We start from the raw sequence: 25,392 nt of genomic DNA, 5'->3' as shown, positions 1-25,392 counted from the left end.
TCACAGCGACTTCGGCAGATACCGCCAGGTGACATAACCGCAGACCGCCGCAAGCAGGCCGAGCGTGACGAAAACCGAGCCCAGTCCGAAAAAGGCCAGCACCACCGAGTAGACCAGCGGCGGCGTCAGTTCGGAAAAGTCGAGATAAGTGCGGTAGACCGCAGCCATCTGCGCCCGCTCATAAGAGCGGACCGAGCGCATGAAGGCGGTCGAGCCCAGCGCGTCGAGCGCGATGGTGAAGAAGGCGCCGCACAGCAGGAAGGCGCCGGTGACGAGCGGCGCGCTTTCGCCGACGGCACCCGCCGCCAGCAGCACCACCGACATGGCGAAATAGGCAAAAGTCATGGTCCTGCGGCCGCCGAAGCGCTTGCCGGCCTTGCCCCAGAAAATCGCCATGAACAAAAGCGCGTTGCCTGCCGAAACCAGAATGCCGCCGGCAAGTTCGCCCTCACCGGTGATGACCATGAACAGCGGGCCATAGACGAAAAATGTCGTCCAGAAGCAGGAGCGGCCGAAGGCGATCAGCCAGGCCAGCCTCAGCCTCGGCTGCGCGACGAAGCGGCCGATATTGGCCAGCGGGTTGACCGGGCGCGTCTTGCCCGGCCGGATCGAGGCATTGTCGCCGAGCCGGTAGGTCCAGAACAACGCCAGCAGGGCCAAGGCGAATACGGCGACCGCGCCATGCGCGGCATAGATGCCGAAGCGCGTGTAGAGAAAGATGCCGAGCGTCGGCCCACCCGTCCAGGCAAACATCGACCACGCCATGCGCAGCGATTCGGCCTGCATGAAATCGGTCTTGCGGATGTGGTCCATGATGTAGAGGTTGAGCGTGATCGACAGCGCGCTGGCGCCCATGACACGGCACAGCATACCGGCCAATTGCCCGGCGAGCGTATGCGTGACGAAGAACAACGAGCCGATCGCCAGCAGGCAGGCGCCCGCCGTGTAGACCCAGCGCCGTGCGAAGCGCTGGATCAGCATCGGCATGAACAGGGTCACCGACAGGCCGAGCATCGCCACGATGGTGTAGAGGATCGAGACGATCTGCTCGTTGTGGAGGATTTCGTAGGCCTGGATCGGGATGACGCTCGACACCGTGGCGCGAGCGAAGGATTCGACCGCGTAGAGCGAGGCGAAGGTGCGGGCATCCGCGGCCTTGAGGGCCGGTAGCCAGATCGGATGGCGCACATGCGTGGACATTGCTTCCCCAAAGCAGAATCAGCAGCCAATCTGCGGCCATCAGTTCGCGACCGGTAACAGGAAACCGACGTGCCCCGGATAAAAACGAAGCCGGTCAAAGGCTTTCCGGTGCTGGCCTAAAGGGGTGCCTCATGCAGCGCCGGCTGACTGTCTGTATCGAAGCTCACGGCCTTCTTTTGTCCGGCGTAACCGTGATAGTCCTCGTGCGGGGCTGAATCAGATCGCGAGACCATGAGCATCCAGACGCCGACCATGCCCGCCGCGGAGTTGCCGAGGACCAAGCGCATCGTCGCCATCGACATGCTGCGCGGCATCGCGCTGATCGCCATGGCGAGCTACCATTTCACCTGGGACCTGGAATTCTTCGGCTACACCGATCCCGGCCTGACCGCCTTCGGCTGGTGGAAGTTCTATGCTCGCTGCATCGCCTCGACCTTCCTGTTCCTGGTCGGCGTCAGCCTGTATCTCGCCCATGGCAAAGAGATCCGCTGGAACGGCTTCTGGAGACGCTTCGCCATGGTCGCCGGAGCGGCGATCGCCATTTCGGTCGCCACCCGTATCGCCACGCCGGACGGGTGGATCTTCTTCGGCATCCTGCACCAGATCGCGCTGGCGAGCCTGCTCGGGCTGGCATTCCTGCGCCTGCCGGCGCTGCTTACACTGCCGATCGCCGCGGCGGTCATCGCCATTCCCTTCTATTTTCGGCTGGAATCATTCGATCACCCCTGGCTGTGGTGGGTCGGTCTTTCCGCGGTCAACCCACACTCCAACGACTATGTCCCGCTGTTCCCGTGGTTCGGTGCGGTGCTTGTGGGCCTCGGAGCGACCAAGCTTGCCTCCCGCTTCGGCGTCTTGGCGCGCCTGGCGGATGTGGCGCCCGGGCGCTGGTCCAACCCGCTGGTCTTCATCGGCCGGCACAGCCTGGCCTTCTACCTGATCCATCAGCCGCTGCTGATCGGCAGTGTCTGGTTGTTCTCGCAAGTAATGCCGGCCAAGGTCGAAACCCCGCAGGTGAACTTTCTCAAGACCTGCCAGATCTCGTGCGAGCAGCAGCGCGACAGCAAGTTCTGTTCGAGCTATTGTGGGTGCATGCTGGACACGCTGGAGGGCGAGGCAACGCTTGATCGGCTCTACAAGAACGACCAGACCGCCGAATGGAGAGCGCATCTGGCGGATCTCGCCGGCACCTGCACGGCCCAGACCGACAGCAAGATGACGGAGGAAGGTGTCGAATGACCGAGACCCCGCCCAAACCTGGGCTGATACCGTGGCCGCCGCTGATCTACATCGCCGCCATCGCCATCAGTATCGCGCTCGGCTTGCTCTTTCCCCTGCCCTGGATCGGCGACCTCCTGGGCGACCTCCTCTACGCGGCCGGCTGGGTGGCGCTGTTCGGCGTCGCCGCACTCTGGTTCACCGCCATCCGCACCATGACGCGGGCCAAGACCACGCTCAACCCCAACGCCGTGCCGGACCATCTCGTCACCACGGGTCCTTTCGGCGTCACCCGCAATCCGATGTACCTCGCCAACACGCTGCTGTTGATTGGCGTCGCCTTCATCTCCGGGATCGTCTGGTTCCTGCCGCTGGCGTTCATCGCTGCCTTCGTCACGCAGAAGGTCGCGGTGGAAAAGGAAGAAAAGATGCTGGCGGCAAAGTTCGGCAAGAAATACCGCGACTACGCAAAAAGAGTGCGGCGCTGGATTTGAGCATCTGAACGCCGGCTGCCAGAGCCATATCGGGAAGATAACGGTTTCCGATTTGTGGCGGAGACCAACAATTTGTCGATGTCGGCGCCGCCCCTCACCTGCCTGCCGGCATCCTCTCCCCGTATAGTGACGGGGAGAGGGGCGCTGTCATCAGCGGTTTCGCCAGCCACCAGCGTTGCAGGAAAGAGACCGAGATCACGGTCAGCCCCCTTCTCCCCGTCACTATACGGGGAGAAGTGCCCGGCAGGGCGATGAGGGGCGGCGCCGACTCTAAAGCGATTGTCCTGCCTGGAAGGCCGCTACGTATTAACCCCGAGCTCGACCAGCCGCTCAACGCAGGATTCCTCGGCTTGGTCGAGTTCGGCCAATGTCTCCTCGAGGTCGCGGCGCTTTTGCCTCAGATCCTCGCGCTTTTCCTCGATGCGCTTGATCATCAGCTTGAGCTGGCCGACCTCGCCGGGCGGTTCCTTGTACATCTGGATGATTTCGCGGATCTCGTTGATCGAGAAGCCGAGCCGTTTTCCGCGCATGATCTGCCGGATCAAGTGTCGGTCGGATGGACGAAACAGCCGCGGGCGGCCCCGCCGCACCGGCTGCACCAGTCCCTCGTCCTCGTAGAACCGCAGCGTCCGCGTCGACACGTCGAATTCGCGCGTCAGCTCGGTGATCGAATAATATTCCCGCATTCTCGCCCCATAGCCGGAGATTGGCGACTGCTGCTCTCCGTCCGCGGCAGACCTGCCGGAATCGGCCGCAGTCTGCCTGTCGCCGAGCCTCGCACGGCATTTACGTAAAAGTCAATTGAGCCGGATCAATGGACGCCGAACCACCACGTGGCAAGGCCCAGAAAAGCGAAGAAACCAACGACGTCGGTGACCGTGGTGACAAAGACCGCCGAAGCGACCGCGGGATCGACCTTGAAGCGGTCGAGCAGCAGCGGGATCAGGATGCCGGCAAGGGCCGCAACGAACATGTTGATGATCATGGCCGCGGCGATGATGCCGCCCAGATTGGCATCGCGGAACCAGACGGCGGCTACGATGCCGATCAATATGGCGAAAACCATGCCGTTGATGAAGCCCACGCCTATCTCGCGGCGAATGATGCGGCCGGCATTGTAGATGTCGAGATCCCTTGTCGCCAGCGCCCGCACGGTGACGGTCATGGTCTGCGAACCGGCATTGCCGCCCATCCCGGCCACGATCGGCATCAGCACGGCGAGCGCCACGATGCGCTCGATCGTGTGGTCGAACAGGCCGATCACCGATGCCGCAAGGAAGGCGGTCAGGAGATTGACAAGCAGCCATGGCACACGCGAACGCGAGGTCGAAAAGATGCTGTCGGAAAGCTCTTCGTCGCCGACGCCGCCCATGCGCAGGAGATCTTCCTCGGCTTCCTGCTGGATGACGTCGACGACGTCGTCGATGGTCAGCACGCCGACCAGCCGCTCGTTCTCGTCGACGACGGCGGCGGACAGAAGGTCATATTGCTCGAACTCCCGCGCGGCCTCTTCCTGGTCCATCGTGGCCGGAATGGCGTGCCGCGTCTCATGCATGACCTCCTCGACCTTGACCGAGCGCTTGGTGCGCAGGATCTGGTCGAGGTCTATGGCGCCAAGCAGCTTGAAGCTCGGGTCGATGACGAAGATCTGGCTGAAGCGGTCGGGAAGGTTCTTGTCCTCGCGCATGTAGTCGATGGTCTGGCCGACCGTCCAGAACGGCGGCACCGCGACGAACTCCGTCTGCATGCGCCGCCCGGCGGTCTCCTCGGGGTAGTCGAGCGAGCGACGTAGCCTGATGCGCTCGGTAAACGGCAGCTGCGACAGGATCTCGTCCTGGTCCTCCGGTTCGAGGTCCTCGAGGATGTAGACAGCGTCGTCGGAATCGAGTTCCTGCACCGCCTGGGCAATCTGCGCGTTGGGCAGATTGTCGACGATGTCCATGCGGATCGCCTCGTCGACCTCGGTCAGCGCGGAAAAATCGAAGTCGGCCCCCAAAAGCTCGACAAGGGCGCGCCGCTGGTCGGGATGCAGCGCCTCGATCAGGTCGCCCATTTCAGACTGGTGCAGGTCGTCGACCTCACGCTTGAGCGTGAGCGTATCGCGGTCGGCGATCGCCGCGCCGATCTGGGCGAGAAAGGACGAAAGGACAGCGCCGTCCTCACCGTAGATGTCGGCGCGGTGTTCGTCAGCGCCCCCAGCGCCGGTCGTCCGTTCGTCCTGGCCTTCCACCAGCGCCTCCCGCCATTGCAATCCTGGAAAAGGTGCGTCTCAGGTCTAGAACATCGGACCCGAAAGTGGAAACCGGTTTCGGGAAAATCCGACGCCCAAAAAGAAACTGGCGTAACGCGCGGGAATATCAAACGAAATGCGCGGTGCCCGTAGGGCTGGAGGTGCCGCTACAAATCAGATTCTGGGGAGAGAGAATGGTGCGGTCGAGAAGACTCGAACTTCCACGGGTTGCCCCACAGCGACCTCAACGCTGCGCGTCTACCAATTCCGCCACGACCGCACGTGGTAGGAGCCGGAACCGACCGGCTCGCGGCGTGTAGCAAATCGTTTCCGGCGAAACAAGTGCGCCCCGAGCATTTAATCGCTGGGAATTGCCATAACGGATCAAAGCGCCAAAATGCGCCGCGAACTGGACGTTTCGGCCCGATATCGCCATATGGAGTACAACAAGGGACACCCCATGCCAGAACGCAGCCAGATCGCCACGTCGTTCCTGCCTTTGCCCGGTTCGGCGCCCGTCGAATGGGCGATCGAGCCCGGCCTCACCGCCTATCCCGAGGCGCTTGCCTTCATGGAGGCGCGCGCCGAAGCGATCCGCAGCGGGGCCGCCGGCGAGATGGTCTGGCTGGTCGAGCATCCGCCGCTCTATACCGCCGGCACCAGTGCGCGCAGCGAGGACCTGATCGACGCCAACCGGTTCCCGGTGTTTTCGGCCGGCCGCGGCGGCGAATACACCTATCATGGGCCGGGCCAGCGCGTCGCCTACGTCATGCTCGACCTGAAACGCCGCCGCGAGGATGTGCGCGCCTTCGTCGCCGCCCTCGAACAGTGGATCATCGGCACGCTCGCCGCCTTCAACGTCAATGGCGAGCGCCGTGAGGATCGCGTCGGCGTCTGGGTGGTGCGGCCCGATCGCCCTGCCCTGCCGGACGGCTCTGCCGCCGAGGACAAGATCGCGGCAATAGGTATTCGGCTCAGGCGCTGGGTGAGTTTTCACGGCATCGCCATCAATGTCGAGCCGGACCTCGGCCATTTCAGTGGTATCGTGCCGTGCGGCGTGCAGGACCACGGCGTCACCAGCCTCGTCGATCTCGGGCTGCCGGTGACGATGGCCGATCTCGATCTGGCGCTGAAATCAGCGTTCGAGGATGTCTTCGGCCCGGCTACGGCCTTGCCCTTGGAAACAGCCCGCGAGGCCGGCTGAACGCTTCCCGGACAGCTCAGATCAGCCGTGCCGACGCCCAGAGCACTCCATAACCGTGGATGACGAACACCGCCAGCAGCGCGCCGGCGATGACGAAACGGTCGGCCGTGCGGATCGGCTTCAGTTCGTGGCGCGGCCTCACCCCGCTGCCCGCTGTCAGAAGGCTGAGGATTGCAAAGACCGCGCCGGCCGCGAGCAGAAAGCCGATGGAAAAGCCGGCCCGCCAGCCAAGCGCCAGGAACGCCGAGAGCAGGAAGAAGGAGGCCAGCGCCAGCGCGACCGGCCCCGGGCAGATCTGGCGCAGCACCTGGCCGCCATCGAATTTCCACACCGGCACCAGATTGGCGATGTTGAACAGGGCAGCACAGCCCGCCAGTGTCGCCAGCAATGTCGCGGCAAGCCAGTGCCCTTCCGCGCTTGCAAACGTGCTGCCCATCATCGCCAACGGCACCAGGAAAGCAGAGAACCCGGCGCCCATCAGCGCCACGAACGCAACTTCGAAACGGCTGTCATAGGGCCGGCCGCCAATGGCGAGGCCGCCGAGCAGCGGGATGAAGATCATGCGCGCCCTGCGGTGGCCCATCAGGCGGAATGCCGCCATGTGGCCGAGCTCGTGCAGGGCGACAACGGAAGTCAGGATCGCGGCCAGAGCAAGCCCGCCGCGGTGAAGCCCGAAGAACGGCCACAGGATGAATGCCGAGAGAGCGGCGAAGCCGAGCTGACTCAGCGGATGTTCGAACCAGCCGCCCTTGCGATACCGCCCTGTCCTGGCCCAGCCATCCAGCTTGGCGAGTTCGCGGCGCATGGCGAAATAGCGGAACGCCAGGAAGGCCACGCCGCGGTAACGGTCGGTCTGGGTGAGCGTCACCCGGGTGGCCTCGCCAATCGAGACCAACTGCGCGGTTTCCCGATAATGCGCCCAGAAAGACGGATCGAGCGCCGTGTCTTCGATGACGCGCATCGAAAAGCACCTGCCGTGCACGACATTCTCGAACAGGGCCTTGCGTTCGATCGGCCGGCCGTCCCGGCCCTCCCAGGACATTCTGGTACGGACCACTCCCTCGCCCAGCATCTCCGCCGAGAGGATTTCGCCGGACCAGCCGGCATTGCTCCCGAGCGGCCACAGCGCCTGCCACAGGCGCTGCCGGTCGGCCGCGACCGTGCGGCTGAGCCTGATGGTGCGCAAACCAAGCGGCACGCTCATCAGGAGAAAGATCAGCCCGAGATTGCTGGCCACGAGGAAGGCGGTGACGATGGGCGACACGCGGCGCTCCTGCTTTCAGGAGCGATACCCTAGCGCCATGGCGGCAAGAAAGGCTTAACGGCAAGGCGGACTTTCGTCCGCCGGAACAGCGACGGCAGACACCGCCATCTCACATGGCTCCGATCCAGATCGCCATGGAAATGAGAAAGGTGCTCATGCAAACCAGCGAGATGACATCCTGAACCAGATCGGTCATAACTCTCTCCTGTTGTTGATATGTTCGCAATTTGTTCTAATTTTGTTTCAAAGTCAACGAGCGGAATCCGTCCGCTGCCGGAATTTTCGAGCGATCAAACCGGCAGGGTTAAGAAAAGGTTGACGGCGCGTCCTATCAACAGGTGAGGAAGATGTCGGCAACGCTATCGTCAGTTAGCGTATGGGATGAGCGCCTGCTTGCACTCAATGTCAGTCGAGACAATAGTGGGTAAGCTAAGACTGCCGAGTGATGGACGTGAGGCAACACCAAGGCGCCAATCAAGCTGATCGCTGGCGAAAGCGCATGAGGCAAGGCCGCCGGTGGCGCCTCTCGCGCAGCTTTGTAACCTGGCTGCTCATCCTGGTGATAATCGCGATCTCTTCCACCCTGATCGCACTGAAGGCTCATTGGCGGTTCTGATCCCGGAGGGATCAGTATCCCCGACGGGAAACTAAACCCGCGGAAATCTCGCTGGACGTTGTTAAGGTTGGACCCAATCTCGCAGCGGACATCAGAGTTCTACAGCGGCACCACCTTGCCCTCGGCCAGGGTGACGCGCCGGTCCATGCGCGCTGCCAGCTGGTGATTGTGGGTGGCGATCAGCGCCGCGAGGCCCGATTGCCGCACCAATGCCTCCAGCGCCTCGAACACATAGGAAGCAGTGACCGGGTCGAGATTGCCGGTCGGCTCGTCCGCCAGCAGCACCAGCGGCGCATTGGCGACCGCACGCGCGATTGCCACGCGCTGCTGCTCGCCGCCCGACAGTTCGGACGGCCGGTGCGATGCACGCTTGCCGATCTGCATGTAGTCGAGCAGCTGCGCCGCGCGCTCGGCCGCCTCCTTGCGCGGCAGACCTTTGATGAGCTGCGGCATCATGATGTTTTCCAGCGCCGAAAACTCCGGCAGCAGATGGTGGAACTGGTAGACGAAGCCGACATCGTTGCGGCGGATCGAGGTGCGCTCGTCATCGGATAGCCGGCCGCAGGCCCGGCCGGAGAGAATCACGTCGCCGGCGTCGGGCCGCTCCAGGAGCCCTGCCGTATGCAGCAGCGTCGATTTGCCGGTGCCGGACGGCGCCACCAGCGCCACCATCTCGCCGCGCTTCAGCGAGAAGTCCGCACCGTTCAGAATGGTGAGCTTGCGCGGCCCCTGGACATAGTGCCGCTCGACGCTCTTCAACTCGATAATGGCCTGCGCCATCATTCGTACCTCAGCGCTTCGACCGGATCGAGGCGGGCCGCCCGCCATGCCGGAAACAACGTCGCCAGGAAGGACAGGCCGAGCGCCATGATGACGACATAGGTCGTCTCGCGCGGATCCATCTTCGCCGGCAACTGGCTGAGGAAATAGAGCTCCGGATTGAACAGCACCTTGCCGGTCATCCAGGAGAAGAACTCGCGGATCGATTCGATGTTGAGGCAGATGATCACGCCGAGCAGCACGCCGGCGATAGTGCCGGTGACGCCGATCGCGGCGCCCGTCATCAGGAAGATGCGCAGGATGGCGCCGCGCGAGGCGCCCATGGTGCGCAGGATGGCGATGTCGTGCCCCTTGTCCTTCACCAGCATGACCAACCCGGAGATGATGTTGAGCGCCGCCACCAGCACGATCAGCGTCAGGATCATGAACATGACGTTGCGCTCCACCTGCAGGGCGGAAAAGAAGGTCTCGTTGCGTTGCCGCCAGTCGACGAGGTCGATGGGTCGCTGCGCCGCCTCTTCCACCTTCGGCTTCAGCGCGTCGACATCATCGGGATTGTCGACATAGATCTCGATCGTCTGCGCCCGTCCGTCCATGTTGAAATAGAGCTGCGCTTCCGAAAAAGGCATGTAGACGATGGAGGCGTCATATTCCGACATGCCGACTTCGAAGATCGCCGCGATCTTGTAGCCCTTCATGCGCGGCATCGTGCCGAGCGGCGTCACGTCGCCGTCCGGCGAGATCAGCGTGATCGTGTCGCCGAGCGCCAGGCCGAGATTCTCCGCCATCCGCTTGCCGATGGCGACACCCTCGCCCGTGTCGAAATCGGCGATCGAGCCTTGCTTGATATTGCTGGCGACGATGGCGATCTTACCAAGGTCCTCGCCCCTGATGCCGCGTACCAGCGCGCCGGAGCCGCCGCCGACATTGCCTTGCGCCAGCACCTGGCCATCGATCAGCGGAATGGCGTATTTCACGCCGGCCACGCCGTTGATGCGGCCGGCGACCTGCGCATAATCCTCAAGCGGCGAATCCAGCGGCTGCACGATCAGATGGCCGTTGACGCCGAGAATGCGGGTGAGCAGCTCGGCCCTGAACCCGTTCATGACGGCCATCACCACGATCAGCGTCGCCACCCCCAGCATGATGCCGAGGAAGGAGATCGAGGCGATGACCGAGATCACCGTCTCCTTGCGTCGCGAGCGCAGATAGCGCCACGCCACCGTGCGTTCGAAGATGGAAAACGGTCCGGCGCCTGCCGGTCTCGCTGCCGCCGCCTCGCTCATGCGGCGGCACCGAAGCGTTTTTTCGCATCGGCGATCGGCAGCGTCACGCGCTCGCCGGTCTTGCGGTGCTTGATCTCGACCTCGCCGGCGGCCACGCCGCGCGGTCCGACGATCACCTGCCAGGGCAGGCCGATCAGGTCGGCGGTGGCGAACTTGCCGCCCGGCCGCTGGTCGGTGTCGTCATAGAGCACATCCTTGCCGGCGGCGGTGAAAGCTGCGTTGAGTTCATCGCAGACGCGGTCGCAATCGGCATCGCCGGCTTTCATGTTGATCAGGCCGATGTCGAACGGCGCCACCGCTTCCGGCCAGATGATGCCGTTCTCGTCATGGCTGGCTTCGATGATCGCCGCAACCAGCCGCGACGGGCCGATGCCGTAGGAACCGCCGGAAGCGAAATGATCCTTGCCGTCGGGCCCGGTCACCTTGGCGCCCATCGGCTTGGAGTATTTCTCGCCGAAATGGAAGATATGGCCGACTTCGATGCCGCGCGCCGAAACCTTGTCGCTGTCGGGAACCTCAGCCCAGGCCGCTTCGTCATGCATTTCGTCGGTCGCGGCGTAAGGCGTCGTCCAGGTCTTGACGATGCCTGATATCTCGGCGTCGTTGGAGAAATCGGTGTTGGCTCCGGGCACGCCGAGCGACAGATAATCGCGATGGCAGAACACCTGGCTCTCGCCGGTGTCGGCCAGGATGATGAATTCATGGCTGAGATCGCCGCCGATCGGACCGGTGTCGGCCCGCATCGGGATCGCCTGTAGGCCCATGCGGGTGAAGGTCCGGAGATAGGACACGAACATCCTGTTGTAGGCGGCTCTCGCGCCTTCGAAGTCGAGATCGAAGGAGTAGGCATCCTTCATCAGGAATTCCCGGCTGCGCATGACGCCGAAGCGCGGCCGCACCTCGTCGCGGAACTTCCACTGGATGTGGTAGAGGTTGAGCGGCAAGTCCTTGTAGGACTTTACATAGGCGCGGAAAATCTCGGTGACCATTTCCTCGTTGGTCGGGCCGTAAAGCATGTCGCGGTCCTGGCGGTCCTTGATGCGCAACATCTCCTTGCCGTAGTCGTTATAGCGGCCGCTTTCGCGCCAAAGGTCGGCCGACTGGATGGTCGGCATCAGGATTTCCAGCGCGCCGGCGCGGTTCTGTTCCTCGCGGATGATCTGGCAGACCTTGTCCAGGACCCGTTTGCCCAGCGGCAGCCAGGAAAAACTGCCCTGCCCCTGCTGGCGGATCATGCCGGCGCGCAGCATCAGCCGATGCGAGACGATCTCCGCCTCGCGCGGATTCTCTTTGAGGATGGGCAGGAAATAGCGCGACAAACGCATGGACTGGTCCGTGAATGAGGAGGCCGCGCCAGAATCGGTGCGACGCAGGCTTGCTTGCCCCGGCTTCATAGCCATTTCATGGCGCAATGGGAACCCGGACGCATCGACCCCGAAATCGGAAATTCAGCTTACGAACGGCGTGGTGCGCGGAATGAAAAGGGTTTTGAGCACCCCTCGCGCGCGCCGCGAATGCTGGACGATCGAAGGAGCCACGGTTGCATAAAACGCCCTGCTGGTGGTTTCCCAAGCAAAGCCTGCCGTACTATTGTGCAGTGCAGCACGAGAATGCCCGTTTCAAGGCAAAATTCTTCGTGACATTTTCATTTCCGTTGGGCTAATGTGCCCCGATAACCGAGAGAGCAGAGAAAAATCTGTTCTCCTACGCGGTCAAAGTCTTGGGAGGATGCGATCTAGGCGCGGTTACTCGCTGCCGCCGGAAACCGGAAACAGATCGGACGCGTTTAAATTGCAAGGCCTTGTGCCTTGCATTTTTTTTGTGCAATCACCTGCTTAGCGCAATGCGTTGCCAAACCACCTTACCCCGCGTCACGATTTTTGAAGCCTGAACAGATGAGCCGGCGCCGAATGGCGGCGTGACCTCGCCCGAAGCGCAAGAGCCGGTTTGAATGCTGCTATTTTGCCGTGGCCTGGCCGAATTCCGGCACGATGTGCGGGATGTCGTTGAGGCTATATCCCAGCCCGTGCGTAAGGCCGTAGAAAATGCCCATGAGCACCGCCGTGGCGACGGTGGTGCGGATCACCGCACGCAGCATATGGGGTCCGCGCGGCGCGCTCGGCACCGTGCCCAGCGTCACGTCACGATCGTCATCCTGCGTCCTGACGCTGAACGGCAGAACGGCAAACAGCACCACCCACCAGGTCGCGAAAAACAGTGCGGTGAACGAAACCCAGCTCATGATTGCTCCAGTTCGATCAGCGTGCCGAAGAAATCCTTCGGATGCAGGAACAGCACAGGTTTGCCATGCGCGCCGGTCTTCGGCTTGCCGTCGCCCAGAACCCGGGCGCCGGCCGCCTGGAGCCGGTCCCGCGCGGTAAGGATATCGTCGACCTCATAGCAGAGATGGTGCATGCCGCCCGACGGGTTCTTCTCGAGGAAAGCCGCGATCGGCGAACCCTCGCCGAGCGGCTCCAGCAACTCGATCTTGGTGTTGCCGACATTGACGAACACCACGGTGACGCCATGCCCGGGCAGCGCCTGTGGTTCGCTCACTTCGGCGCCTAGCGTGTCGCGATAGCAAGCGACAGCCGCAGCCAGATCCGGCACCGCAAGCGCGACATGGTTCAGGCGTCCAAGCATAGAGCGCTCCGCTTTAGGGGAGTAAGGGAGTAGGGAAACAAGACAGAAGAAAAGCAACGGCTCATTCTCCCCTACTCCCCTACTGCCTTATTCCCCTATTCGTCACCGCGTGACGAATACAGTCACCAGCGGTTTCTTGCCCCAGGCTTCGTTGGCGGCGCCACGTACGGCACGGCGTACCGCCTCCTGCACCAGATCGAGATCTTTTCGGCGCTGACGGGGGATGGAGTCCACCGCGCCGATTGCCGCATCGATCATCAGGTCCTCCAGCGTCTCGCCCCTGGCGTCGGCCTCGGCGACGCCGATTGCGACGAGATCGGGATCGCCGGCGAGCTCATACTTCTCGTCCAGCACCACATTGACCGCGACATGGCCGGCAAAGGACAGTTTGCGACGGTCGCGAATGCCCATCGCCTGGTCGGTGCCGATCAACCTGCCGTCCTTGTAGATGCGGCCGAACGGCACCTGGTCGATGATCGTGGCAGGGCCGGGAGCGAGCCGCAGCATGTCGCCGTCGCGCACCTGCGCCACCTGGCCGATGCCCGACGTCGACATCAGCGAGCCCTGCGCCACCAGATGCGCGGCTTCGCCATGCACTGGAACGCCGATCTGCGGCCGTACCCATTCATACATCTTGCGCAATTCGCTGCGCCGCGGATGGCCGGAGACATGAACCAGCGCATCGCCGTCCTCGATGATCTTGATGCCGAGATCGACGAGGCGGTTCTTAATTTCGAGGATCGCCTTCTCGTTGCCGGGAATGGTGCGCGAGGAAAACACCACCGTGTCGCCGGCCGTCAGCGACACCGACTTCATCTCGTCGCGCGAGAGCTTGGCAAGCGCCGCCAGCGGCTCGCCCTGGCTGCCGGTGCAGATGACGACCAGGTTTTCGCGCGGAATGAAGCCGAAATCCTCCTCGGCGATGAACTCAGGCAGACCGTCCATGTAGCCGAGTTCGCCGGCGACATCGATGACGCGCTTCAGCGACCGGCCGAGCACCAGGCACTGACGGCCGGCATCGCGCGCCGCCTTGGCGATGGAAACGATACGGCCGACATTGGACGAGAAGGTGGTGACGGCGACGCGGCCCTTGGCGGCCTGGATAACCCCTTTCAGCCCCTCGCCGACCGCGACTTCCGATGGCGATTCGCCTTCGCGCATAGCATTGGTCGAATCGCAGACCAGCGCCAGCACGCCCTTGTCGCCATAGGCGCGGAACCGTGCTTCGTCGGTCTTGGGTCCGATCGTCGGCGCCGGGTCGATCTTCCAGTCGCCGGTGTGGATGACGGTGCCTGCCGGCGAGGTGATGGCCAGCGACATCGGTTCGGGAATCGAATGCGCGACCGGGATCGCCTCGATTTCGAACGGACCGACAGTGAATTTTTCGCCCGCGCGGTAGATGGTCAGCGGGATCTTCGGCGCGCCCTGCTCGCCCTGGCGCTTGGCTTCCAGCAGCCCGGCGCTGAACGGCGTCATCCACACCGGCGCCTTGAGCCTCGGCCAGATATCCAGCAGCGCGCCATAGTGGTCCTCATGCGCGTGGGTGATCACGATACCGCGCAAATTGGCGATGTTCTCTTCGATGAAGCGCGTGTCGGGCAGGATCAGGTCGACGCCCGGATGCGCCGCGTCGGGAAAGGTGACGCCGACGTCGATGACGATCCATTCGCGCGCGCTCGGCGGACCATAGCCGTAGAGAGCGAAGTTCATACCGATCTCGCCGACGCCGCCCAGCGGCACGAAGACGAGTTCGGCGTTTTCCGCTTTCGCCATGATTTTTTCCTTCCTGGCCCTCAGGCCAAGCCATTGAAGCAATTCCGGGAAAAGTCTGTAACGGTTTTCCGTCTGGAATTGCGCAAAAACAAAATTATACCCGGGCGGATGCGACCGCGCCGAAATGCACATCGCCGGCGGCGATCGTCAAAACCGAGCCCTCATCGTCGCGGATCACGAAACGGCAGTCCTCGTCAATGGTCTCGAACACCCCGCGCACCACATTACCGTCAATTCTGACAGCAACCTCGCCGCCAAGCCCTGCCGCGCGTGCCAGCCAGCGCCGCCTGACGGCGGCAAGTCCCCGCCCGTCGTCCCACAGGCGGGCATTCTCGCTCCAGGCATCCGACAGCGCCAGGAACAGCGTTTCGGCATCGCATGCCGCACCCAGTGCGTGAAGCGACGTCGCGGGATACGGCAAATCCTCAGGGTACGCCACAACATTGACGCCGATGCCGACCGCCACCGCGAAACGGCCGCCGTCCAGCATGGCCGATTCCAGCAGGATGCCGGCGAGCTTGGCGCCGGAGGCGAGCACGTCGTTCGGCCATTTCAGCTCGAAACGGTTCTTGCCTTCATTGCCGCCGTCGAGGCCGATGGCGATCCGGCCCGCCGGCACCACGGCGTCGAGCGCATCGGCCAGCGCTAGGCCGGCGACGAAACCGAGCGTCGCGGCGAGGCGAAGCTCGCCCCCGGTGAGGACGAGCAGCGTCGCTGCCAGATTGCCCTCGGGTGTCGCCCAGACGCGGCCGCGCCGCCCGCGCCCGCTTTCCTGTTTCTTGGAAACGACCCACAATCTGCCGGGGTCGCCGGCCCGGGCGTGATCCAGCGCCAGCGCATTGGTGGAGCCGACGCTGTCATGCGCCTCCAGCCGGAATCCTTCCGACGCCGAGGTTGGAGCCAGCCGAAATGCCATCCCGTCAGAAGAATGTCTTGGCGGCGGCTTCGGCATAGGTGCCGATCGGACCGCCGATCAGCACATAGAACAGCACGAAAGCGCCGGAGACACCGAGTACGAGGCGCAATTCACTGGCCATCGGCACGAAGCCGCCGACCGGTTCGTCGAACCACATGATCTTGATGATGCGCAGGTAATAATAGGCGCCCACTACCGAGGCCAGCACGCCGATGATCGCCAGCGCGTAGAGGTTGGCATTGATGGCGGCGAGAAAGACGTACCACTTCCCCCAGAAGCCGGCGAGCGGCGGGATGCCGGCCAGCGAGAACATCAGGATGGTCAGGATCGTCGCCATGATCGGGTTGGTCGAGGACAGGCCTGCCAGGTCGCTGATCTGCTCGACATTGCCTTCCTTGCGCCGCATGGCGAGAATGAAGGCGAAGGTGCCGAGCGTCATCACCAGATAGATCAGCATGTAGATCGCGACGCCGCGCACGCCGGCCTGGCTGTTGGCGGCAAGGCCAACCAGCGCGTAGCCCATGTGGCCGATCGAGGAGTAGGCCATCAGGCGCTTGATGTTGGTCTGGCCGATCGCCGCGAAAGAGCCGAGCGCCATCGAGGCGATGGAGATGAAGACGATGATCTGCTGCCAGTCGGAAGCGATCGGCTTGAACGCGCCCATGGTGACGCGCACGATCAGCGCCATAGCCGCCATTTTGGGTGCCGCCGCCAGGAAAGCCGTCACCGGTGTCGGCGCACCCTCATAGACGTCGGGCGTCCACATGTGGAACGGCACCGCCGAGATCTTGAAGGCGAGGCCGGCCAGCACGAAGACCAGGCCGAAGACGAGGCCAAGCTGGCGCTCTCCGCCGCCCAGCGCCGTCGCGATCTCCTGGAACCCGGTGTTGCCGGTATAACCATAGACCAGGCTGATGCCATAGAGCAGCATGCCCGACGACAGCGCGCCGAGGACGAAGTACTTCAGGCCCGCCTCGGTCGAGCGCAGGTTCTCGCGGTTGATCGCGCACAAGACATAGATCGCCAGCGACTGAAGCTCGAGGCCGAGATAGAGCCCGATCATGCCGTTGGCGGAGATCATCAGCATCATGCCGAGCGTGCACAGAAGGATCAGCACCGGATATTCGAACTTGTCGAACCGCTCCGCCCTGGCGAAGCGCATCGACATGATCAGCGTCACCGCCGAGCCCACCAGCGCCAGCAGCTTCATGAAGCGGGCAAAGGAATCCTGGATGAAGGCATTGCCGTAGGCGCTGCCCTGCCCGGTGGAGAAGATCAGCCAGGCGCCCGATATCACCAGCACGGCAACGGCAAGGCCGGTCACGGTGTTGGCGGTGTTGGCGCGCGAATAGGCCCCGACCATCAGCAGCGCGAGCGCGCCGATGGCAAGGATCAGCTCGGGCGTCGAGAGCGACAGGCTGGAGAGAAGGTCCGGCGTCATGGTTCGCAAAACCCCTGGGTCAGTTCGCCGCCGCGGTCTGCGCGGCGCCGATGGATGCGGTGACATTGGTGACGAGCGACTTGACCGACTGGGCCGTCGCGTCGAAGACGGGAGCGGGATAGACGCCGAAGAAGATGACCAGCACAACCAGCGGATAGATGATCGCCTTCTCGCGTGTCGACAGGTCGAGCAGGCCCTTGAGGCTGTCCTTGGTCAGCGCGCCGAAGATCACCCGGCGGTAGAGCCAAAGCGCGTAGGCGGCCGACAGGATGACGCCGGTGGCAGCGAAGAACGCCACCCAGGTATTGACCCGGAACACGCCGAGCATGGTCAGGAACTCGCCGACGAAGCCTGACGTGCCCGGCAGGCCGACATTGGCCATGGTGAAGATCAGGAACACGGTGGCGTATTTCGGCATGTTGTTGACCAGGCCGCCATAGGCGGCGATCTCACGCGTGTGCATGCGGTCATAGATGACGCCGACGCACAGGAACAGCGCGCCCGAGACCAGGCCGTGGCTGAGCATCTGGAAGATCGCGCCCTGCACGCCTTCCTGGTTCATGGCGAAGATGCCCATGGTCACGAAGCCCATATGGGCGACCGACGAATAGGCGATCAGCTTCTTCATGTCCTCCTGCATCAGCGCCACCAGCGAGGTGTAGATGATGGCGACGACCGAAAGTGCGAAGACCAGCGGCGCGAACATCTCGGAGGCCAGCGGGAACATCGGCAAGGAGAACCGCAGGAAGCCGTATCCGCCCATCTTCAACAGAATGGCGGCCAGGATCACCGAACCGGCTGTCGGCGCCTCGACATGCGCATCCGGCAGCCAGGTATGCACCGGCCACATCGGCATCTTCACCGCGAAGGAGGCGAAGAAGGCGAGCCACAGCCATGTCTGCATGTTGGCGGGGAAATTGTGCGTCAACAGCGTCGGGATATCGGTCGTGCCGGACTGGTAGAACATCGCCATGATGGCGAGCAGCATCAGCACCGAGCCGGCGAGCGTGTAGAGGAAGAACTTGAAGGAGGCATAGACGCGGCGCTTGCCGCCCCAGACGCCGATGATGATGAACATCGGGATCAGGCCGGCTTCGAAGAAGACGTAGAACAGCACGATGTCGAGCGCGCAGAACACGCCGATCATCAGCGTTTCGAGCAGCAGGAAGGCGATCATGTAGGCCTTGACGCGCTTCTCGATCGCTTCCCACGACGCCAGGATACAGAGCGGCATCAGGAATGTGGTCAGAATGACGAACAGCATCGAAATGCCGTCGACGCCCATATGGTAGGAGATGCCGGAATCGAGCCAGGCGACCTTCTCGACGAACTGGAAGCCGGCTTGCGAATTGTCGAAGCCGGTCCAGATGAACAGCGAGACGATGAAGGTGAACGTCGTCGTCAGCAGCGCGATGGCGCGGATGTTGCGGCGTGCGTTTTCGCTGTCGTCGTTGATGAACAGGATGAGCAGCACACCAACCAACGGCAGGAAGGTGACCAGCGAGAGAATTGGCCAAGCGGTCATCAGAGCATCATCCAGGTGACGAATGCGGCAACGCCGATCAGCATGGCGAAGGCATAGTGATAGAGATAGCCGGTCTGCAACTTGACGACGCGGTTGGTGACATCGACGACGCGTGCCGAAATGCCGTCAGGCCCGAGACCATCGATGACGGTGCCGTCGCCGGTCTTCCACAGGAAGGAACCGAGGCGTTTGGCCGGCCGCACAAAGAGGAAGTCATAGAGCTCGTCGAAATACCATTTGTTGAGCAGGAAGGCATAGAGCCCGCGATGCTGGGCGGCCAGATTGACCGGCATTTCCGGCGAGCGGATGTAGAACTTCCACGCCAGCGCCAGGCCGATCAGCATGGCGATGAACGGCGACAGCTCGACCCATAGCGGCAGTTCGTGAATGTCGTGCAGGATGTGATTGTCCGGCAGTGTGAACAGCGACGCCTTCCAGAATTCGGCATAGCCTTCGCCAATGAAGGCACCGTGGAAGATGATGCCGGCAAACAGCGCGCCCGCCGCCAGCACGAACAGCGGCACCAGCATCACCGGCGGCGATTCATGGACATGGTGCATCACCTCATGGCTCGCCCGCGGCCTGCCGTGGAAGGTCATGAAGATCAGCCGCCAGGAATAGAAGGAGGTGAAGCCGGCGGCGATCACCAGCAGCACGAAGGCGAGGCCCGCCACGGAATTATGCCCGGCAAAGGCCGTCTCGATGATGGCATCCTTGGAGAAGAACCCGGCGGTGCCGATAACGGTGACCGGAATGCCGACGCCGGTCAGCGCCAGGGTGCCGATTACCATCATCCAGTAGGTCGTCGGGATCAGCGTCCTCAGGCCGCCCATCTTGCGCATGTCCTGCTCGTCGGAAACCGCATGGATGACCGAGCCCGAGCCGAGGAACAGCAGCGCCTTGAAGAAGGCATGCGTGAACAGGTGGAAGATCGCCGCACCATAGGCGCCGACGCCGAGCGCCACGAACATGTAGCCAAGTTGCGAGCAGGTCGAATAGGCGATGACGCGCTTGATGTCGTTCTGGACGAGGCCGACGGTCGCCGCGAAGAAGGCGGTGAAGGCGCCGATGAAGGTCACCACCGTCAGCGCCGAATGCGACAGCTCGAACAGCGGCGACAGCCGCGCCAGCATGAACACGCCGGCCGTCACCATGGTGGCGGCATGGATGAGCGCCGAGACCGGCGTCGGGCCTTCCATGGCGTCCGGCAGCCAGGTGTGCAGCGGCACCTGCGCCGACTTGCCCATGGCACCCATGAACAGCAGCAGGCAGACGATCGTCATCGCTGCCTGCTTATCCAGCGCATAACCGAGGAAGGTCAGCACCGCAGCACCTTGCGGGGCGCCTTCAGCCGGGATGAACGTCGCCGCATTGGCGAAGATGGTGCCGAGATTGACCGAGCCGAACAGCACGAACACGCCGAAGATGCCGAGCGCGAAGCCGAAATCGCCGACGCGGTTGACGACGAAGGCCTTGATGGCCGCGGCGTTGGCCGAGGGCTTCTTGTACCAGAAGCCGATCAGCAGGTAGGACGCCAGGCCCACCCCTTCCCAACCGAAGAACATCTGCACGAGGTTGTCGGCCGTCACCAGCATCAGCATGGCGAAGGTGAACAGCGACAGATAGGCAAAGAAACGCGGCCGGTTCGGATCGTGGTGCATGTAGCCGATCGAGTAGATATGGACCAGCGCCGACACGGTGTTGACCACCACCAGCATGACCACCGTCAGAGTGTCGATCCTGAGCGCCCAGGACGCCTCCAGTCCGCCGGACTGGATCCAGCGCAGCACCGGCACGGTGAACACCTCGCCATGGCCGAAGCCGACGGTGAAGAAAGCAACCCACGACAGCACCGCCGCGATCACCAGGAAGCCGGAGGTGATGTATTCGGACGCCTTGGCGCCGAGCGACGTGCCGAACAGGCCGACGATCAGGAAGCCGAGCAGCGGAAGGAAGACGATGGCCTGGTACATGGTGGTTCCGTCAACCCTTCATCATGTTCACGTCTTCGACCGCGATCGAGCCGCGGTTGCGGAAGAAGACGACGAGAATGGCAAGTCCGATGGCGGCCTCCGCCGCCGCGACCGTCAGCACGAACAGCGCGAACACCTGGCCGACGAGGTCGCCGAGAGCCGCCGAAAAGGCGACGAAATTGATATTGACCGCAAGCAGGATCAACTCGACCGACATCAGGATGACGATCACGTTCTTACGGTTCAGGAAGATGCCGAACACGCCGAGCGTGAAAAGGATCGCCGATACGGTCAGATAATGTGCGATGCCGACGACCATCTCAGACTCCTTCGCCCGACTTGACCTTGCGGATTTCCATGCCCGTCGCCGCCGTGCGGGCGACCTGGGCTGCGATCGACTGCCGCTTGACCCCTTCCTTGTGGCGCAGCGTCAAAACGATGGCACCGATCATGGCCACCAGCAGCACGAGGCCCGAGATCTGGAAGTAGTAGAGGTAGTCCGTATAGAGGATGTCGCCGAGCGCTGCCGTATTCGAGCGCGCCGCGAGATCGGGAATCGGCTTCGATACCGTCGAGGCGAGCTGCGGCGCGAAGGTATAGCCGCCGAGCACCACGATCAGTTCCGCCGCCAGGATCAGTCCGACCAGCGCGCCGATCGGCGCATATTGCAGAGCGCCCTCCTTCATCTCGGCGAAGTCGACGTCGAGCATCATGACGACGAACAGGAACAGCACCATGACAGCGCCGACATAGACGACGAGCAGGATCATCGCCAGGAACTCGGCGCCCGTCAGCATGAACAGGCCGGCGGCGTTGAAGAAGGTCAGGATCAGGAACAGCACCGAATGCACGGGGTTGCGCGACGAAATGACCATGAACGCCGACGCCACGGCGACAAAGGCGAAGAGGTAGAAAAAGGCCGCCTCTAGTCCACTCAGCATTGGGGTTCCCCCGGGTTCCTGTCCAAACAGGACGTTCGTCCTGTTTGTGTCTGTGGCTTCGTTCCGCCTCCGGTGCGAAGCCGCGTTGTCCTAGCCCATGTTCCAACCGGGTTGAAAGACCCGGCGCAAAGAAACATGGGCAACTCTGAAGTCCTGAGGGATGACCTTGCCTGAAATGCTTCGGGTCATCCCCGGACAAGGGCCCTCGCCCCTGTCCATGCGATATCAGCGGTACGGTGCGTCCAGCGAGATGTTGCGCGCCAGTTCGCGCTCCCACCGGTCGCCATTCGCCAGCAGCCTGTCCTTGTCGTAGTAGAGTTCCTCGCGCGTCTCGGTCGCGAATTCGAAATTCGGCCCCTCGACGATGGCGTCGACCGGGCAGGCTTCCTGGCAGAAGCCGCAATAGATGCACTTCACCATATCGATGTCGTAGCGCACGGTACGGCGCGTGCCGTCGTTGCGGCGCGGGCCGGCCTCGATGGTGATGGCCTGCGCCGGACAGATCGCCTCGCACAATTTGCAGGCGATGCAGCGTTCCTCGCCATTGGGATAACGGCGCAAGGCATGCTCGCCCCGGAAGCGTGGGCTCACCGGCCCTTTCTCGTGCGGATAATTGATCGTCTCCTTCGGCGCGAAGAACTGGCGCATCGACAAGAAGAAGGCGCTGACGAAATCCTTCAGCAGCAGCGATTTGGCGGCCTGGGACAGAGCGGACATCACGCAAACCCCGTGATCTTGAGGAAGGCGGCGGTCAGCACCACCATGAACAGCGAGATCGGCAGGAACACCTTCCAGCCAAGCCGCATCAGCTGGTCGTAGCGGTAACGCGGCACGAACGCTTTCACCATGGAGAACATGAAGAACATCAGGCAGATCTTGAGCACGAACCAGATCACCCCCGGCACCCAGGTGAAGGGCGCGAAGTCGAACGGCGGCAGCCAGCCGCCGAGGAACAGGATGGTGGCCAGCGCGCACATCAGCACGACGGCGACATATTCGCCGAGGAAGAACAGCAGGAACGGCGTCGACGAATATTCGACCATGTGGCCGGCGACCAGTTCCGATTCGGCTTCGACGAGGTCGAAAGGCGGGCGATTCGTCTCGGCTAGCGCCGAGATGAAGAAGATGACGAACATCGGCAACAGCGACAGCCAGTGCCAGTCGAGGAAGGTGTTGGGCAGGCCGAGCCTGGTGCCGAGCCCATCCTGCTGCGACAGCACGATGTCGGACAGGTTGAGCGAGCCGACGCAAAGCAGCACGGTGACGATGACGAAGCCGATCGAGACCTCGTAGGACACCATTTGTGCGGCCGAACGCAGCGCCCCGAGGAACGGATATTTCGAATTGGACGCCCAGCCGCCCATGATCACGCCATAGACCTCGAGCGAGGAGATGGCGAAGACATAGAGGATACCCACATTGACGTTGGCGACGGCCCAGCCCTGGCTGACCGGAATGACCGCCCAGGCCGAGATCGCCAGAACCGCCGATACCAACGGCGCCAAAAGGAACACGCCCTTGTTGGCGCCGGACGGGATCACCGGCTCCTTGAAGACGAACTTCAACAGGTCGGCAAAGGCCTGCAGCGTGCCCCAGGGGCCGACGACGTTCGGGCCGCGGCGAAGTTGCACCGCCGCCCAGATCTTGCGGTCGGCATAGAGCAGGTAGGCGACGGCGATGAGAAGCACGACGATCAGCACGACCGACTTCAACACGATGATCAGCGCCGGCAGCACGTAGAAGGAGAAGAAGGTGTCCATGCTTATTCCGCCGCCTGCTTGAAGCCGCTCTTGGCCAGCGCAGAGCACTCCGCCATCACGGCAGAGGCCCGCGCGATCGGGTTGGTCAGGTAGAAATCCTGGACCGGCGACGTGAACGTGCCCTTGTTCAGCCGTCCACCAAGCTTCGCCACATTGGCGATATCCTCGGCATTGCCCGCAGCAACCTGGTCGATGCGGGCAAGATGCGGGTATTCGCCGTAGAGTTTAGCGCGCAGCTGCGGCAGCGAATCAAACGGCAACTTCTTGCCCAGTACATCCGACAATGCCCTGATGATGGCCCAATCCTCGCGCGCGTCGCCCGGCGCGAAGCCGGCGCGGTTGGTCTGCTGCACGCGCCCTTCCGTGTTGACATAGGTGCCCGACTTCTCGGTGTAGGCAGCGCCCGGCAGGATGACGTTGGCGCGGTGCGCGCCGGCATCGCCATGGGTGCCCACATAGACCACGAAAGCGCCGCCGGTCTTTGCCATGTCGATCTCGTCGGCGCCCAGCAAGAACAGCACGTCCGTCTCGCCCAGCATGCCGGCGACGTTCCTGCCGCCCTCGCTCGGCACGAAGCCAAGGTCGAGGCCGCCGACGCGTCCAGCCGCATTGTGCAGCACGGCAAAGCCGTTCCAGTCCGCGCGCGCGGCGTTCACGGCCATGGCGAGCTTCGCTGCCTGGCCGAGCACCGCCGCGCCATCGGGGCGTGCCAGCGCGCCCTGGCCGACGATGATGAGCGGATGCGTGGCCTTCTTCAGCACCTGGAAGAACTTGCCATCGCCGTCGGCCAGATCCTTGAGCGATTCCGGCCCTGCGCCCAGCAGTTCGTAGTCATAGCGTGTATCCCCGACATCGCCGATGACGCCGACCGGCATATTGCCGACCCGCCAGCGCTTGCGGATGCGGGCGTTGAGCACCGAGGCTTCGAAGCGCGGATTGGCGCCGATGATCAGCACCGCGTCCGCCTGTTCGATGCCTTCGATGGTGGGGTTGAAAATGTAGCTTGCCCGGCCAAGCGACGGGTCGAGCGCGGCGCCGTCCTGGCGGCAATCCATGTTCTTCGAACCGAGTGCGGCCATCAGGAGCTTCAGCGCGTAGATTTCCTCGACCGCGGCAAGATCGCCCGCTATGGCGCCGATCTCCTCGGGCGTAGTCTTCGACACGGCGTCCTTGATCGCCGTGAAGGCCTCGGCCCAGCTCGCCGGGACCAGCTTACCGTCCTTGCGTACATAGGGCCGGTCGAGACGCTGCGTGCGCAGGCCGTCCCAGATGAAGCGGGTCTTGTCGGAGATCCACTCCTCGTTCACCGCCTCGTTGACGCGCGGCAGGATGCGCATCACCTCGCGGCCGCGGCTGTCGACGCGGATCGCCGAGCCGACGGCATCCATGACGTCGATGGATTCGGTCTTGGTCAGTTCCCACGGCCGTGCCTGGAAGGCGAAAGGCTTGGAGGTCAGCGCGCCGACGGGGCACAGGTCGATGACATTGCCCTGCAGCTCCGAGGTCATCGCCTGCTCGAGATAGGTGGTGATCTCGGCATCCTCGCCGCGGCCGATCAGGCCGAGTTCGGAAATGCCGGCAACCTCGGTGGTGAAGCGAACGCAGCGCGTGCAGTGGATGCAGCGGTTCATCACCGTCTTGACCAGCGGGCCGATATACTTGTCTTCGACCGCGCGCTTGTTCTCGTGATAGCGCGAGGAATCAACGCCGAAGGCCATCGCCTGGTCCTGCAGGTCGCATTCGCCGCCCTGGTCGCAGATCGGGCAATCCAGCGGATGGTTGATCAGCAGGAATTCCATCACGCCTTCCCTGGCCTTCTTGACCATCGGCGTGTTGGTGAAGATTTCCGGCGCTTCTCCGTTCGGACCGGGACGCAGGTCGCGCACGCCCATGGCGCAGGACGCTTGCGGCTTGGGCGGCCCGCCCTTCACCTCGATCAGGCACATGCGGCAATTGCCGGCGATCGACAACCGCTCGTGGAAGCAGAAGCGCGGCACTTCCGCGCCCGCGTCCTCTGCCGCCTGCAGCAGCGTGTAATGGTCGGGTACAGTGATTTCTTTCCCGTCGACCTTGAGCTTTGCCATTCGCCTCAAACCTCTGCGGATTTCCCGCAATCTCATTTCCCGGGCGC

The 25,392-nt window shown here is 63.1% G+C and carries 22 protein-coding genes and 1 tRNA gene; 3 read left to right on the top strand and 20 right to left on the bottom strand.

Going from position 1 to position 25,392, the window contains the following annotated elements; all coding sequences use genetic code 11:
• Window positions 1-1,200: an MFS transporter gene (locus tag LB547_RS01175; protein WP_140648775.1), complete on the bottom strand. Its 1,200-nt coding sequence runs from the start codon at window positions 1,198-1,200 to the stop codon at window positions 1-3.
• Window positions 1,201-1,431: 231 nt separating this feature from the next.
• On the opposite strand from LB547_RS01175, the gene LB547_RS01170 reads away from it, so the two are divergent.
• Together LB547_RS01170 and LB547_RS01165 are read left to right on the top strand one after the other, a co-directional pair.
• The gene (locus tag LB547_RS01170) at window positions 1,432-2,436 is read left to right on the top strand and encodes a DUF1624 domain-containing protein (protein ID WP_140760943.1); all 1,005 of its coding nucleotides are present in this window, start codon (window positions 1,432-1,434) and stop codon (window positions 2,434-2,436) included.
• Window positions 2,433-2,909 carry a methyltransferase family protein gene (locus LB547_RS01165; protein WP_140559585.1) on the top strand — a complete coding sequence of 159 codons (477 nt, stop codon included), beginning with the start codon at window positions 2,433-2,435 and terminating at the stop codon, window positions 2,907-2,909. The genes LB547_RS01170 and LB547_RS01165 overlap by 4 nt, the downstream gene beginning before the upstream one ends.
• A 299-nt stretch (window positions 2,910-3,208) precedes the next feature.
• On the opposite strand, the gene LB547_RS01160 is transcribed toward LB547_RS01165, so the two are convergent.
• From LB547_RS01160 to LB547_RS01150, 3 genes are all read right to left on the bottom strand, one after another.
• A complete protein-coding gene (locus LB547_RS01160) occupies window positions 3,209-3,595 on the bottom strand; it encodes a MerR family transcriptional regulator (RefSeq protein WP_224656255.1) in 387 nt (128 codons plus the stop codon).
• Between the two features lie 125 nt (window positions 3,596-3,720).
• Window positions 3,721-5,139, bottom strand: a complete 1,419-nt coding sequence (gene mgtE, locus LB547_RS01155) for a magnesium transporter (RefSeq protein WP_140516400.1) — start codon at window positions 5,137-5,139, stop codon at window positions 3,721-3,723.
• A gap of 195 nt (window positions 5,140-5,334) precedes the next feature.
• Window positions 5,335-5,419 (bottom strand) — tRNA-Leu (locus LB547_RS01150).
• Between the two features lie 180 nt (window positions 5,420-5,599).
• Here LB547_RS01150 and lipB point away from each other — a divergent pair.
• Window positions 5,600-6,343, top strand: a complete 744-nt coding sequence (gene lipB / locus LB547_RS01145; RefSeq protein ID WP_140516401.1) for a lipoyl(octanoyl) transferase LipB — start codon at window positions 5,600-5,602, stop codon at window positions 6,341-6,343.
• Window positions 6,344-6,359: 16 nt separating this feature from the next.
• Here lipB and LB547_RS01140 read toward each other — a convergent pair whose 3' ends face one another.
• The 16 genes from LB547_RS01140 to nuoG all read right to left on the bottom strand — a co-directional run bounded on the left by LB547_RS01140 (window position 6,360) and on the right by nuoG (window position 25,345).
• A complete protein-coding gene (locus tag LB547_RS01140) occupies window positions 6,360-7,607 on the bottom strand; it encodes a site-2 protease family protein (protein ID WP_140760958.1) in 1,248 nt (415 codons plus the stop codon).
• Window positions 7,608-8,322: 715 nt separating this feature from the next.
• Window positions 8,323-9,003: an ABC transporter ATP-binding protein gene (locus LB547_RS01135; protein ID WP_140495870.1), complete on the bottom strand. Its 681-nt coding sequence runs from the start codon at window positions 9,001-9,003 to the stop codon at window positions 8,323-8,325.
• A complete protein-coding gene (locus tag LB547_RS01130; RefSeq protein WP_140760973.1) occupies window positions 9,003-10,289 on the bottom strand; it encodes a lipoprotein-releasing ABC transporter permease subunit in 1,287 nt (428 codons plus the stop codon). The genes LB547_RS01135 and LB547_RS01130 overlap by 1 nt, the downstream gene beginning before the upstream one ends.
• Complete coding sequence (proS, locus tag LB547_RS01125) at window positions 10,286-11,614, bottom strand: proline--tRNA ligase (protein ID WP_140664608.1); 1,329 nt, start codon at window positions 11,612-11,614, stop codon at window positions 10,286-10,288. Before proS ends, LB547_RS01130 begins: the two co-directional genes overlap by 4 nt.
• A gap of 632 nt (window positions 11,615-12,246) precedes the next feature.
• Entirely contained in the window at window positions 12,247-12,531 is a 285-nt protein-coding gene (locus LB547_RS01120; RefSeq protein ID WP_140495592.1) for a DUF1467 family protein, read from the bottom strand.
• Window positions 12,528-12,932 (bottom strand): methylmalonyl-CoA epimerase, encoded by a 405-nt coding sequence (mce, locus tag LB547_RS01115; RefSeq protein WP_140555002.1) that lies wholly within the window; start codon window positions 12,930-12,932, stop codon window positions 12,528-12,530. Before mce ends, LB547_RS01120 begins: the two co-directional genes overlap by 4 nt.
• Before the next feature lie 102 nt (window positions 12,933-13,034).
• A complete protein-coding gene (locus LB547_RS01110; protein WP_140495590.1) occupies window positions 13,035-14,705 on the bottom strand; it encodes a ribonuclease J in 1,671 nt (556 codons plus the stop codon).
• A gap of 94 nt (window positions 14,706-14,799) precedes the next feature.
• Entirely contained in the window at window positions 14,800-15,621 is an 822-nt protein-coding gene (locus LB547_RS01105; RefSeq protein WP_140516406.1) for a biotin--[acetyl-CoA-carboxylase] ligase, read from the bottom strand.
• A 4-nt stretch (window positions 15,622-15,625) separates the two neighbouring features.
• Complete coding sequence (gene nuoN / locus LB547_RS01100) at window positions 15,626-17,062, bottom strand: NADH-quinone oxidoreductase subunit NuoN (protein WP_140495588.1); 1,437 nt, start codon at window positions 17,060-17,062, stop codon at window positions 15,626-15,628.
• 19 nt (window positions 17,063-17,081) lie between these two features.
• Window positions 17,082-18,587, bottom strand: a complete 1,506-nt coding sequence (locus LB547_RS01095; protein WP_140495587.1) for an NADH-quinone oxidoreductase subunit M — start codon at window positions 18,585-18,587, stop codon at window positions 17,082-17,084.
• Window positions 18,587-20,560, bottom strand: a complete 1,974-nt coding sequence (gene nuoL, locus LB547_RS01090) for an NADH-quinone oxidoreductase subunit L (protein WP_140516407.1) — start codon at window positions 20,558-20,560, stop codon at window positions 18,587-18,589. Before nuoL ends, LB547_RS01095 begins: the two co-directional genes overlap by 1 nt.
• Window positions 20,561-20,570: 10 nt before the next feature.
• A complete protein-coding gene (nuoK, locus tag LB547_RS01085) occupies window positions 20,571-20,879 on the bottom strand; it encodes an NADH-quinone oxidoreductase subunit NuoK (protein ID WP_019858930.1) in 309 nt (102 codons plus the stop codon).
• 1 nt (window position 20,880) lies between these two features.
• Window positions 20,881-21,501 carry an NADH-quinone oxidoreductase subunit J gene (locus LB547_RS01080; protein ID WP_140495585.1) on the bottom strand — a complete coding sequence of 207 codons (621 nt, stop codon included), beginning with the start codon at window positions 21,499-21,501 and terminating at the stop codon, window positions 20,881-20,883.
• Between the two features lie 225 nt (window positions 21,502-21,726).
• Complete coding sequence (gene nuoI, locus LB547_RS01075) at window positions 21,727-22,218, bottom strand: NADH-quinone oxidoreductase subunit NuoI (protein WP_140495584.1); 492 nt, start codon at window positions 22,216-22,218, stop codon at window positions 21,727-21,729.
• Entirely contained in the window at window positions 22,218-23,261 is a 1,044-nt protein-coding gene (gene nuoH / locus LB547_RS01070) for an NADH-quinone oxidoreductase subunit NuoH (protein WP_140495583.1), read from the bottom strand. Before nuoH ends, nuoI begins: the two co-directional genes overlap by 1 nt.
• 2 nt (window positions 23,262-23,263) lie before the next feature.
• Window positions 23,264-25,345, bottom strand: a complete 2,082-nt coding sequence (gene nuoG, locus LB547_RS01065; protein WP_140760990.1) for an NADH-quinone oxidoreductase subunit NuoG — start codon at window positions 25,343-25,345, stop codon at window positions 23,264-23,266.
• Between the last annotated feature and the right edge of the window lie 47 nt (window positions 25,346-25,392).

It is taken from the genome of Mesorhizobium sp. B264B1B (assembly GCF_020165765.1).
GTDB lineage: Bacteria > Pseudomonadota > Alphaproteobacteria > Rhizobiales > Rhizobiaceae > Mesorhizobium.
Note: the sequence above shows the minus strand (reverse complement) of the source record. Positions and strands in the feature narration are given on the sequence as shown.